The sequence below is a fragment of the Candidatus Methylopumilus turicensis genome (assembly GCF_000953015.1).
Taxonomy (GTDB): domain Bacteria; phylum Pseudomonadota; class Gammaproteobacteria; order Burkholderiales; family Methylophilaceae; genus Methylopumilus_A; species Methylopumilus_A turicensis.
Window position 1 is genome coordinate 547,525 of sequence record NZ_LN794158.1, and the last position, 12,519, is coordinate 560,043.

Here is a 12,519-nt window from a genome sequence, read left to right on the forward strand (position 1 = left end):
GGCTAAATTGATTTATTGAATAAGTCTGTAATTATAACGTGAAGGCTTTGCATGATGCAAAATACAAACCAAGAAAACTCCCCAAAACCCCCCTGCCAAATAAGTCGATGGCACAATTTTGAAACGCAAGATGCCATTAACCAAACTACATTAAAACGAATTTTAGCTGCAGCAAATGAAGCAATTGCTAATCGTGGTCGTTTTTCTATCGTTCTAGCCGGCGGATCAACGCCTAAAAGCATTTACGCTTTGCTGAAAGATGCAAAAGCCGATTGGGCAAATTGGCATGTTTATCATAACGATGACCGCTGTTTGCCAGTGGATAATTCTGAACGCAACAGTTTGATGGCTCGCACCACGTGGCTCAATCATGTGAGCATTCCGGCTAATCAAATCCACGACATTCCTGCAGAGTTAGGTAATATTGAAGGTGCTAAAGCTTATGCCAAAACCTTGGCTGGTGTGCCAACGTTTGATTTGGTGCTGTTAGGTTTGGGTGAAGACGGGCATACGGCAAGCTTATTTCCTAATCAAGCAGTCGATAATTCAGCCGATGCAGTGCCTGTATTTGATGCGCCAAAACCGCCTGCAGATCGTATTACTGTCAGTCAGCAACGTTTAAGCAATTCGCGTGAAGTGATCTTTTTGGTGACTGGTGCGGGTAAACAAGATGCGGTCAATCATTGGCGAAATGGTGTTGCGATTCCTGCTACGTTAATTACCCCTGAAAATGGCGTGGATGTTTATTGTTATGGCGTGACTTTTTAGGCCCAGTGTTGCATTCTAGATTGCCATAAAAAAGCCCCGAAAATTCGGGGCTTTTTTATTAGGTATTCTGAATCACAATATTTGGAAATTTACTGCTGTGGTCTAGGGCGAGTTGAGAGAGTTTAGAGGCTGTCTTTCTGGCGATTTGTTTGTAAATGCCAGCGATTTGACTATTTGGTTCGCTAATCACGGTTGGTTTGCCGCCATCTGATTGCTCACGAATTTTAATGTCGAGAGGCAGGCTGCCGAGCAAGTCCACGTTGTAGTCTTTACACATTGCCTCGCCACCACCTGCGCCAAAAATATGTTCTTCATGGCCGCATTTTGAGCAGATATGCGTGCTCATGTTTTCAACAATGCCTAAAATCGGAATTCCTACTTTTTCAAACATTTTGAGGCCTTTGCGTGCGTCCAATAAGGCAATGTCTTGTGGTGTTGTCACAATAATCGCGCCTGTTACTGGTACTTTTTGTGACAGGGTGAGTTGGATATCGCCAGTGCCCGGCGGTAAGTCGATAATTAAATAATCTAAATCTTTCCAGCGTGTGTCGCGTAACAATTGCTCTAATGCGCCTGTGACCATTGGACCGCGCCATACCATAGGCGTGTCAACGTCAACCAAGAAGCCTATCGACATCGCTTGTATGCCGTGGGCTTGCATCGGCTCTATGCTTTTGCCATCCGCGCTGTCTGGCCTGCCTGAAATGCCCAACATTTGTGGTTGGCTAGGGCCGTAAATATCAGCATCTAAAATGCCTACATTAGCGCCTTCTTCAGCAAGTGCTAAAGCAATATTTACCGCAGTGGTTGATTTGCCAACGCCGCCTTTGCCTGACGCTACGGCGATGATGTTTTTTACATTTGGAATAAGGGGTACGCCTCGTTGCGCGCTGTGCGGAACAATTCGGCTGCCGATATTGACAGTGATCTTGCCGATGCCTGCAATCGTCGCTAATTTGTTTTCAACGAGTGCTTTCAATTCAGCAAGTACGCTTTTTGCAGGGTAACCAAGCACAATATCTACTGACACGTCACTACCGTTAATTTGAATATTCTTTGCAGATTTACTGCTTACAAAGTCAGCGTCAGTGTTTGGGTCTACCAATGTTTTAAGCGTGTTTTGAACGTCTAATTCCGAAATTGCCATTTGCTTTTCCTTGCAATAATTCTTGAGTAAAAGATTAAGGTAATTTTAACGCATGTGAAAGCGCCCGTCATTTGTTAAAATGGGCGTATTCGAACAATTTATACATAGATTGAAATTCATGAGCCGTAAAATTCTGGTCACCTCTGCACTTCCTTATGCCAATGGCAGTATTCATCTAGGCCATTTGGTTGAGTATATTCAAACCGACATTTGGGTTCGCTTTCAGAAGATGCAAGGTAATACCGTGCATTATGTTTGTGCAGATGACACCCACGGCACCCCGATTATGTTGCGCGCTGAAAAAGAGGGCATTACCCCTGAAGCTTTGATTGCCAAGGTGCATACAGAGCATTTTGCAGACTTTTCAGAGTTCTTAGTTGAGTTTGATAATTACTACTCAACCAACTCGCCAGAAAATAAAGCGCTCGCAAGCGGTATCTATAAAGCGCTTAAAGCCAATGGCAAGATTGCGACCAAAACCATTGAACAGTTTTATGACCCAGTTAAAAACATGTTCTTGCCAGACCGTTTTATTAAAGGCGAGTGTCCTAAGTGTCATGCGAAAGATCAATACGGTGATTCATGTGAGGTCTGCGGCGCCACTTACAACCCAACTGAATTGATTAACCCTTTCTCAGCAGTTTCTGGCGCGGCGCCTGTTCGTAAAGAAACGGAACATTATTTCTTCAAGCTTTCAGAGTGTAGTCACTTCTTACGAGGCTGGACGCGCTCCGGCACTCTTCAACAAGAGGCTGCCAACAAAATGAACGAGTGGATAGGCGAGGCGGGCGAGAATAAATTATCTGATTGGGATATTTCACGCGATGCACCATATTTTGGTTTTGAGATTCCTGATGCACCAGATAAGTACTTCTATGTTTGGTTAGATGCGCCTATTGGTTATATGGCTAGCTTTAAGAATTTATGTGCTAAAAATGGCCTAGATTTTGATGAGTACTGGAAAGCGGATTCAACAACTGAGCTTTATCATTTTATTGGTAAAGATATTTTGTATTTCCATGCTTTATTCTGGCCTGCAACGCTTGAATATTCAGGCTATCGCAAACCAACGCAAGTGTTCTCTCATGGTTTCTTAACCGTGAACGGCGAAAAAATGTCCAAATCTCGCGGCACCTTTATTACTGCCCGCAGTTATTTAGATCACATCAAAAATCCTGAGTATTTACGTTATTACTATGCAGCTAAGCTGAACGGTAGCATGGAAGATATTGATTTGAATTTGGAAGACTTTGTTGCGCGGGTAAATAGTGATTTGGTAGGTAAGTACATCAATATTGCGAGTCGTACGGCGGGTTTTATCAATAAGCGTTTTGCAGGCAAGTTAGTTTCAGCGAAGAGTCATGTTGTGGTAGAGACGATCAAAGCGTCAGCACCTGAAATTGCTAAAGCTTATGAAGCGCGTGATTACAGCCGTGCTTTGCGTGAAATTATGCGTTTGGCGGATTTGGCTAATGCTGATGTGGCAGAGGCTGCGCCTTGGGTCGTGGCTAAGCAAGAGGGCGATGCAGCGCAAGCTAAATTAAATGCAGATTGTTCAAGCGCGCTTGAAATGTTCCGTTTATTAACACTTTATTTAAAACCAGCTTTGCCTGATTTGGCAGGCAATATTGAGCAGTTCTTGAATATTGCCCCGCTTACATGGGCTAGCGTGAATGATTCATTTGCGGATGGTCATGCAATTAACGAATACAACCATTTAATTACCAGAATTGATCCGAAACACATTGAAGCCATGACTGAAGCCAATAAAGAAACGTTACAACAATCCGTTGCGCCAACTGCTCAACCTGCGCCTGCGGTGTCTGAAAATGCTGGCGACTATATCTCGATTGATGATTTTACCAAGGTGGATTTGCGTATCGCGAAAATCGTGAATGCCGAGCATGTGGAGGGGGCTGAAAAGCTCTTGTGCTTGAGTTTAGATATCGGTGAAGAAAAACCACGCCAAGTATTTGCAGGGATTAAATCAGCTTACGACCCTGTGACATTGGTTGGCCGCTTGACGGTCATGGTGGCGAACCTTGCACCGCGTAAGATGAAATTTGGGATGTCTGAAGGCATGGTGCTTGCTGCAAGTGATGAGCGCGGTGGCCCGTTTATCTTGTCACCAGATGTCGGTGCTGAAGCGGGAATGCGCGTTAAGTAACACGGCATTAGCCAACAAAAAGCCCGCGCAAGCGGGCTTTTTGTTGGCTAATGATTTTATTTCTTTACGGGTGCTGGTTTTGCTGCTGCTGCTGCTGGTGCGGTGCCTGATACCGTGATTTCTGGTTTTAGTTTGGCTAAGGTTTTGTCACCGATACCTGGCACATTATTCAAATCATCGACTGTTTTGAAATTGCCATTTTTCTTACGATAATCCACAATCGCTTGGGCTTTTGCTGGGCCAACACCATTTAGTGCCTCGAGTTGCTCAACAGTGGCTGTATTTAGATTAACTGCCGCGAAAGCGCCAACGGTAAAACTAAAGAACAATATGGTCGCTAGTAAAAACTTTTTCATGATGAATCTCCTTTTTTGAAAATGAATGAACTGCGTAACAAATCACGCAACTAAATCATAATCCTGTATTAGATTAATAGTAACTAACTATTAATATTTATTCAGATAAAAGGATTTCCTCATGTATTTTTTTCAGGGTTTCTAGAGGGTTGTTAGATTTTGTAATCGGACGGCCAATTACTAAATAGCTTGAACCCAGCGCCAATGCTTGGCTTGGCGTCACTACGCGAGATTGGTCATCGAGAGCGGCATCTGCAGGACGAATGCCCGGGGTGACTAGACAAAATTTGTCACCTAAAGCTTTTCTTAAGATTGGTGCTTCTTGTGCCGAGCAAACAACGCCATCTAAACCAGACTTTTGGGTGAGCGAGGCAAGGTTTAACACTTGGTCGGAAACGGTGCTCTCCACACCGACTTCATTGAGCATTTGTTGATTCATGCTGGTGAGCACAGTCACTGCGATGAGAATTGGTTTTTGACCTGAGCGCTCAACACCTTCTCGGGCTGCTTCCATCATGGCGCTCCCACCTGATGCATGAACATTGAGCATCCAAACCCCCAAGCGGCTTGCCACCTCGCAAGCTTTTGCAACTGTGGTTGGGATGTCATGAAATTTTAAGTCCAAAAACACGCCAAAACCTTTTGCAATTAGCGCCTCAACAAGATGTGGGCCTGCCGCAGTAAATAATTCTTTGCCGACTTTTAAACGGCAAATGGATGGATCAAGCTGTTCAGCAAAATTAAGCGCATCTTGAGGATTCGCATAATCTAGTGCGATCACAATTTTTGGGTCAAGGGTAGTATTGGTCATGCTGCAGTTTCTTTAGGTTCGGCAGGTAAGGATTCCCAGGCATTACATGCTGGGCATTGCCAATGAAAGTTACGGGCTTTAAAGCCGCATTGGTCGCAACAGTACGCATTGCGATTGCCAATAGCATAGCGAATGGTTTGGTGCATAAGATTAATGTCGCTATTCGGGCGCTTACTTTGCAAGCTGCGTGCTTTTAGTAATTGGTCTAAGGTTTGTAAGCTTGGTTTTCTTTCTAAATCACTGAGAACCAAATTGGCTGCGGCATCCGCACCCTGTTCGGCGAGGGTGATTTCGAAAACAACAGAAAGCAGCGATGGTAGTTTGTAGTGATGAAAGTACTGACTTAACAGTGCTATACCGTCATTAAGCTCACCCAGTTCACGATAGCTATGGAGCAATTTATTTGCCACCATGCCCAGACATTCTGATTTTTGAAATTCAATACGTTTCCAAAAATTAATGGCAAGCTTGTGTGCTTTTACATTAGCTTGCATATCGCCTAGCATGATGTTAGCCCGTACACAGTTTTTGTTAGCGTCGAGAGCCATTTCAAGGGCATGGCGTGCTGATTGATCGTCTTGATCTAAGGTAGACTTAATGGCCATTTCACAATAAAACTGGGCAACTTCTTTGCGAAATGAAATCCCAGAAACGCGTTCAAGTTCCGTGGCTGTTTTAATCGCACGTTGCCACTCACGCTCACGAATGAATATTTCTAGCAATGCACGGAGTGCAGGTTGCTTGTAGCGGCTATCATCAAGACCATTAAATAACTCCTCAGCGCGATCATACAAGCCGGCTTTCAGATAGTCTTGCGCGAGTTCTGCCTTGATTGCTTTTCTTTGTTCATTGGGGAGTTCTTTACGGTCAAGCAAGCTGAGATGGAGGTTGATTGCACGATCTACCTCTCCACTACGACGAAATAAGCTACCCAATGCAAAATGGAGTTCTAGTGACTCGGCATTAGATTGAGCCGCCTCGATAAAAGCCTCAATGGCTTTATCTTGCTGGTCTGTAATGAGGAAGTTTAGGCCCTTGAAATAAGCAGCAGGCAAACTGGTCGATTCAGAGAGTAACTGTTTGATATCAATACGAGCAGCAACCCAGCCTAGGGTGAAAAAGAGCGGGATAGCAATCAGCCACCAATATTCAAAATCCATTATTGAGCACCTTGATGGCTTGATGCGGTAATTTGTTTGCGTAAACTGTTTAATTCACGACGTTGTTTGATTAGTGTTGGTGTAATGGCAATTAGTCCTGCGACTATGCCCGTGAGCAATGCAATAAAAAGAATCAACGATAGGGGGGCTTGCCAAGAAATCCCCAGATAGTAGAGCAAGGTCACTGGGTAAGCATTCTTGACGGCAAATCCCATCAAAAGAATAAACAATGCCAAGCTTAATATTTTATACAGTATTCGCATGACTTAGATTTTACTGGCGCTAGCTAAAAAGGGCTAGGTAAAAATATAGTTAAAAAAAACGGTAGCTTCCTTATCTGATGACTTGGAAACTACCGTCTTTCAGGTCTCAATCAACAAACAGTTGATTAATGTGAGGCTTAGACTAAATCAACGCGCTCGCGTAACTCTTTCCCTGCTTTAAAGTGAGGTACATGCTTTGCAGGCACTTCAACTTTGCTGCCAGTTTTTGGGTTGCGACCAAGACGTGGCGGACGGTAGTTAAGACTAAAGCTACCGAAGCCACGGATTTCAATACGCTCACCAGCTGCTAAGTTGTCCGTCATTGAGTCAAGGATGGCTTTCACTGAAAGTTCAGCATCCTTGACAACAAGTTGTGGAAAACGTGTGGCTAAGTTAAGAATGAGCTCTGATTTTGTCATGGCTTTCTACCTTATTCGTTGTTTTTGCTATCAAGTTTAGCTTTAAGCAAAGCGCCTAAGTTAGTAGTGCCTGCTGTTGCTGCGCCATCATCAGGTACTTGCGCGGCTTCTTTAGCTTTAGCAGACTTAGCCTTAGGTTTTGCTTCAGCTTTTTCTTCTGATGCGCCACCTGTTGGATCTGGCGTCATTTGCTTAACGCCCAATGAGATACGCTCTTTCTCAACATCAATGCTCAATACTAAAGCTTCTAATTCGTCACCTTTTTTGAAGTTGCGGATCGCTTCTTCGCCAGTTTGAGTCCATGAAAGGTCTGATAAGTGCACTAAACCATCAATGCCGCCTGGCAAGCCAATAAACACACCGAAGTCTGTAATTGATTTAATTTGACCGCTTACTTTGTCAGATTTTTTATGACTTGCTGCAAAATCATCCCATGGATTTGTTTGACATTGTTTCATGCCAAGTGACAAGCGACGACGATCTTCGTCAATTTCAAGAATCATTACTTCAACTTCGTCGCCTAATTGAGCGATCTTAGCTGGGTGAACGTTCTTATTAGTCCAGTCCATTTCTGAAACGTGAACAAGACCTTCAATGCCTGGTTCGATTTCAACGAATGCACCGTAGTCAGTCAAGTTAGTCACTTTACCGAACAAACGTGTGTTTGCTGGGTAACGACGGCTTAATGCAACCCATGGGTCATCGCCCAATTGTTTGATACCGAGTGAAACGCGGTTTTTGTCTTGATCGAATTTAAGGATCTTCGCTTCAACTTCTTCACCAACAGTCAACACCTCTGATGGGTGTTTAACACGGCGCCATGCCAAGTCAGTAATGTGTAGCAAGCCATCAATGCCGCCCAAATCAACGAATGCACCGTAGTCAGTGATATTTTTAACGATACCCTTAACAACTGCGCCTTCTTTCAATGAACCCATTAATGCTTCGCGATCAGCACCCATGCTGTCTTCTAGAACAGCGCGGCGTGAAACCACAACGTTGTTACGTTTGCGGTCTAGCTTGATCACTTTGAAATCCCATTCTTTATTTTCGAATGGTGTCGTGTCTTTAACTGGGCGTAAGTCAACCAATGAACCTGGTAAGAATGCGCGGATGCCGTTAACCATGACAGTTAAACCACCCTTAACGCGACCGTTTACCATACCCTTGATGATGCGAGCTTCATTCATCGCTTCTTCAAGATCTAGCCATGCTGCTAGGCGTTTCGCTTTTTCACGTGATAATTTTGTTGAGCCGTAACCATCTTCCAATGATTCGATGCAAACTTTAACGAAGTCGCCAACTTGGACTTCCATTTCGCCACGGTCATTTAAGAATTCTGCTGCGTCAATCACGCTCTCAGATTTGAGGCCTGCATTGACTACAACAAAATCAGAATCAATAGAAACAACTTCCGCGGTGATCACTTCACCAGAGCGCATCTCTTGACGTGCAAGACTTTCTTCGAATAGCGCTGCGAAACTTTCGCCCATAGAGGCGGTTGAGGTTGAAACATTAGCCATTAAAAAGGTACCTAAATAATCCCACCGTGCAGTGGGGTAAATTAAAAAAATCACGAGTTTTAGAGACTCGGATGCCTAAAAATCAAAACAAATCGGAATTTTACAATAAAACAATCATTTAATTAAGTATTTTTTGATTTTTTTGTGAAACTCTAATGAATTGAGTTTTTGATTTACAGATAAGATTGGTTAAGTGCGACAGATTTTAGTGTGACCGTGGCACTGTCAGCTATTGTTGCGTTGCTGCAATCGCTTGTAATACGTGGTTTACAGCCTGTTCTATGTTGAGATGGCTTGTGTCTAAAAGCGTGGCATCATGTGCTTGTTGTAACGGCGCAACACTTCTTTCACTATCACGCGCATCCCTATCTTGAAGGTCTTTTAAGATAGCCTGGTAATCCGCCTCAAGTCCTTTATTAATCAGTTGCTTGTATCTTCTTTCTGCGCGGACTTCTGCGCTGGCCGTTAAGAAGATTTTTGTTTCCGCATCAGGGAAAATCACCGTGGCCATATCGCGGCCATCAGCCACCAAGCCAGGTGCCTTTCGGAAGCTGTGTTGCAAGTCAATTAATGCAAGCCTGACAAGTGGGTGCGCTGCAACTTTCGATGCGCCTTGTCCCATTTGCTCGGTGCGTATTTTTTCGCTGACGTTTGCATCATTGAGATAAATCTCGTCATGCTCGAATTGAATCGTTAATTGGGGGATGATTTTTGCGACGGCTTGTTCAGCCTCCCAATGAATGTCTTGTTCAAAAGCTGCCAATGCAACGATACGATAGAGTGCACCTGAATCTAAATAATGGTAACCAAGTTTTTCAGCAACGATTTGTGCAACGGTGCCTTTGCCCGACGCAGAAGGGCCATCAATTGCAATCACAGGAGTAGGATTTGAACTCATGTTATTGAATAATTGTTGCAAAGCGTTCGAAATAATCAGGGAAGGTTTTGCCTACGCATTTTGGGTCATTAATCACGATAGGCACGCCGCCCAAGCTTACTAGCGAGAAACACATCGCCATGCGGTGGTCATCATACGTATCAATCACTGCATTTGGAGTAACTTTTTCAGGCGGGGTGATACGGATGTAATCAGCACCTTCCTCAACGATAGCACCGACTTTGCGAAGCTCAGTGGCCATTGCGCTAATGCGGTCAGTTTCTTTAACGCGCCAGCTCGCGATATTGCGTAAGGTGGTTGTGCCCTCAGCAAACAAAGCCAAAATGGCGAGAGTCATCGCGGCATCCGGGATGTGATTGCAGTCCAGATCTATGGCTTTTAATTTGCCTGCTGTACGTTTCACAACAATGCTATTGGTGCCGTATTCAACTTTCGCGCCCATTTTGACGATCTCATCTGCAAACTTGATATCGCCTTGAATGCTATCTGATGAAACGCCCTCAATTTTGAGGCCATCGGCACCTGCCGCAATTACGCCAGCAGCCAGGAAATAAGAGGCTGAAGAGGCGTCGCCCTCCACATAAATTTCTTGTGGACTTTGATAGGGGGTGTTTGCAGGAATATTGAAGCGCTCCCAACCATCACGTTGAACCTCTACACCAAAACGACGCATTAAATTAAGCGTGATTTCAATATAAGGTTTTGAGATGAGATCCCCGACCACTTCGATGATGAAAGATTTTCCAGTGAGCGGCAAAGCCATTAAAAGTGCAGTTAAAAACTGACTAGACACATCCCCACGAATTTTGATTGGCGTCGATGATTGAATGTTTGCAGGTGAGATTTTAAGTGGCGGGAAGCCATCATTACCTAGGTATTCTATGTTTGCGCCAGCCTGGCGCAGTGCATTGACTAAATCACCAATCGGACGTTCATGCATGCGTGCAATGCCAGAAAGTGTAAAGTCGCCTTGTGATAAGGCTAAAGCTGCAGTCAGGGGTCTAAAGGCAGTGCCTGCGTTGCCTAAAAATAAGTCTGCTTGTTTGATGGAGAGTTTTCCGTTATTGCCTGACACGCGCCAGTCATTCTCACCAGTTTTCTCAAGTGGAATACCAAGTTTTTCAAGCGCTTCCAGCATTCTTGCTGTGTCGTCTGAGGCAAGTAAATCACGAATATGTGTGACGCCATTTGAAAAGGCGGCCAGCAATAAAGTGCGATTAGAGATACTCTTTGAGCCGGGTAGCTTAATGGTTCCGCCAACTTGATTAGCTGGTTGTAAGGTAATAGATTCCGTCATGGCTTATGATTTTTCTTGTGACATTTCTCGTTCTTTTTGCCAAGCTTGGCGTGCCTGACTTGCATGCTCAAACATAGTCTGTAAGCCTTGGCTGTCTTCGTTCTTTAGGAGGTTTTGCAAGGCTGATATTTCAGCTTGATAAGCCTCTAATTCGCTTAATAAAGCAGTTTTATTGGCGAGACTAATGTCGCGCCACATTTCAGGTGAACTACCAGCAATGCGCGTGAAATCCCTAAATCCACTTGCAGCAAATTCAAATAATTGTTTGGCGTTCGTTCGATTAGCTAAATTGTTGACCAAAGCAAAGGCCAATAGGTGCGGTAAATGACTCACCGCAGCAAAAATTTGATCATGCGCTTGGGCGGTCATTTCACTTACGTTCGCACCTGTTGTTAGCCATAATTCGCGAACAAGTTTGATGGCTTCCGCAGAGGTGTTTTCGTTAGGGGTTAACACTACATTTTTGCCACTAAATAAATTAGCTTTTGCAGCAGTGACACCGCTTTTTTCTGCACCAGCGATTGGATGCCCCCCTACAAACTGGCTAACAAAATGCTGTGCATTTTTGGCTTGTGTTGAAGCATTAATTACATACTGTGCAATATCTGATTTTGTACTGCCTGCATCGGTAATCACTGTTTTTTCAGCAAGATGCGGAATGATGGCTGCTAAAATTTTTGGAGTTTGGGCGACAGGCGTAGCGATGAGGATTAAATCAGCATCGCTGATCGCTATTTCGATATTCGATTCTGCTTCATCGATCACACCCAAATGAATCGCTGCTTTGAGGTTATCTGAGTTTCGGCCAACCCCCACAATTTTAGACGAGACACCTGCTTTTTTGAGCGCAAGTGCAACAGAGCCACCAATGAGCCCGACACCAAAAATGACGATTTTATTCAAGTGCATTGCTTTGAAGATTGATAAAACAATAATTGTAGCATTGCCAAGCTGGGCTTGTCTGATTTATGGCCCGTTTACGGTTTAACGTGTTTTATCTTTTGCCATTCACCATCAATTAACGCTTCTTGTGGGCTAAAGTTTTCTTTATAAGCCATTTTTTGGCTGCTTTTAATCCAATAGCCCAAATATAAATACGCCAGTTTGAGCTGTTTGCACCATTCAATTAACCAAAGGATGCTGTAAGTGCCATAGCTGGCTTTTGAGTCAGTGGTATCGTAAAAAGTATAAACCGCCGATACGCCATCCTCGAGAATGTCGACCACGCTGACCATTTTTAGAATGCCGTTCAAGGTAAATGAAATAAATAGACTATCAACGTTACTTTGAACTAGAAAGTTGCGGTATTGCTCAGCAGTTTCTTCTTGTTCATTGCCTTCGTGGCGTGCGATTTGATAGGCTTTATAAAGGGCAAAATGTTCTTCATCAAAAGAAAGCCTGGATACGCTAGCTTCTAGCGTTGCATGTTGCTTGAAAGCGCGTTTCTGGCTTCTAGTTTCTTGAAAATCAGCGACAGGCAGTCTGACAGGAATACAGGCATTGCAGTTTTCACAATGTGGGCGATAAACAAACTTGCCGCTTCGTCTAAACCCCTGTTGAATGAGCCCGCTATATTGATGAGCATCCACTAAATGTTGTGGTGTCGCGATGATTGATTGTGCAAGCTGGTTGGGTAAGTAACTGCAAGTGTATGGCGCAGTGACATAAAACTGAATCTTTCGCAGGATTGAATCGGCTGGGCTTGTCATG

At 44.0% G+C, this 12,519-nt stretch carries 13 protein-coding genes; 2 read left to right on the top strand and 11 right to left on the bottom strand.

Annotated features, from left to right (window positions below; translation table 11 throughout):
• Positions 1-54: 54 nt before the first annotated feature.
• Positions 55-768 carry a 6-phosphogluconolactonase gene (gene pgl, locus BN1209_RS02895; protein ID WP_045750871.1) on the top strand — a complete coding sequence of 238 codons (714 nt, stop codon included), beginning with the start codon at positions 55-57 and terminating at the stop codon, positions 766-768.
• Positions 769-826: 58 nt separating this feature from the next.
• Here pgl and apbC read toward each other — a convergent pair whose 3' ends face one another.
• Positions 827-1,915, bottom strand: a complete 1,089-nt coding sequence (gene apbC, locus BN1209_RS02900; protein WP_045750872.1) for an iron-sulfur cluster carrier protein ApbC — start codon at positions 1,913-1,915, stop codon at positions 827-829.
• A gap of 118 nt (positions 1,916-2,033) precedes the next feature.
• On the opposite strand from apbC, the gene metG reads away from it, so the two are divergent.
• The gene (gene metG / locus BN1209_RS02905; protein WP_045751924.1) at positions 2,034-4,082 is read left to right on the top strand and encodes a methionine--tRNA ligase; all 2,049 of its coding nucleotides are present in this window, start codon (positions 2,034-2,036) and stop codon (positions 4,080-4,082) included.
• 56 nt (positions 4,083-4,138) lie between these two features.
• On the opposite strand, the gene BN1209_RS02910 is transcribed toward metG, so the two are convergent.
• The 10 genes from BN1209_RS02910 to BN1209_RS02955 all read right to left on the bottom strand — a co-directional run bounded on the left by BN1209_RS02910 (position 4,139) and on the right by BN1209_RS02955 (position 12,518).
• A complete protein-coding gene (locus tag BN1209_RS02910) occupies positions 4,139-4,438 on the bottom strand; it encodes a ComEA family DNA-binding protein (RefSeq protein WP_045750873.1) in 300 nt (99 codons plus the stop codon).
• A 97-nt stretch (positions 4,439-4,535) separates the two neighbouring features.
• On the bottom strand, positions 4,536-5,249 hold the full coding sequence (pyrF, locus tag BN1209_RS02915; protein ID WP_045750874.1) for an orotidine-5'-phosphate decarboxylase: 714 nt from the start codon (positions 5,247-5,249) through the stop codon (positions 4,536-4,538).
• Positions 5,246-6,409: a lipopolysaccharide assembly protein LapB gene (lapB, locus tag BN1209_RS02920; protein WP_045750875.1), complete on the bottom strand. Its 1,164-nt coding sequence runs from the start codon at positions 6,407-6,409 to the stop codon at positions 5,246-5,248. Before lapB ends, pyrF begins: the two co-directional genes overlap by 4 nt.
• Positions 6,409-6,672 carry a LapA family protein gene (locus BN1209_RS02925; protein WP_045750876.1) on the bottom strand — a complete coding sequence of 88 codons (264 nt, stop codon included), beginning with the start codon at positions 6,670-6,672 and terminating at the stop codon, positions 6,409-6,411. The genes lapB and BN1209_RS02925 overlap by 1 nt, the downstream gene beginning before the upstream one ends.
• 137 nt (positions 6,673-6,809) lie before the next feature.
• Positions 6,810-7,091: an integration host factor subunit beta gene (locus tag BN1209_RS02930; protein WP_045750877.1), complete on the bottom strand. Its 282-nt coding sequence runs from the start codon at positions 7,089-7,091 to the stop codon at positions 6,810-6,812.
• A gap of 11 nt (positions 7,092-7,102) precedes the next feature.
• Complete coding sequence (rpsA, locus tag BN1209_RS02935) at positions 7,103-8,614, bottom strand: 30S ribosomal protein S1 (RefSeq protein WP_045750878.1); 1,512 nt, start codon at positions 8,612-8,614, stop codon at positions 7,103-7,105.
• A 229-nt stretch (positions 8,615-8,843) separates the two neighbouring features.
• Complete coding sequence (cmk, locus tag BN1209_RS02940; protein WP_045750879.1) at positions 8,844-9,512, bottom strand: (d)CMP kinase; 669 nt, start codon at positions 9,510-9,512, stop codon at positions 8,844-8,846.
• Position 9,513: 1 nt separating this feature from the next.
• Positions 9,514-10,809: a 3-phosphoshikimate 1-carboxyvinyltransferase gene (gene aroA, locus BN1209_RS02945; protein ID WP_045750880.1), complete on the bottom strand. Its 1,296-nt coding sequence runs from the start codon at positions 10,807-10,809 to the stop codon at positions 9,514-9,516.
• A gap of 3 nt (positions 10,810-10,812) precedes the next feature.
• Positions 10,813-11,712 (bottom strand): prephenate dehydrogenase, encoded by a 900-nt coding sequence (locus BN1209_RS02950; RefSeq protein WP_045751925.1) that lies wholly within the window; start codon positions 11,710-11,712, stop codon positions 10,813-10,815.
• A gap of 74 nt (positions 11,713-11,786) precedes the next feature.
• Positions 11,787-12,518, bottom strand: a complete 732-nt coding sequence (locus BN1209_RS02955) for an arginyltransferase (protein WP_045750881.1) — start codon at positions 12,516-12,518, stop codon at positions 11,787-11,789.
• Position 12,519 lies beyond the last annotated feature (1 nt).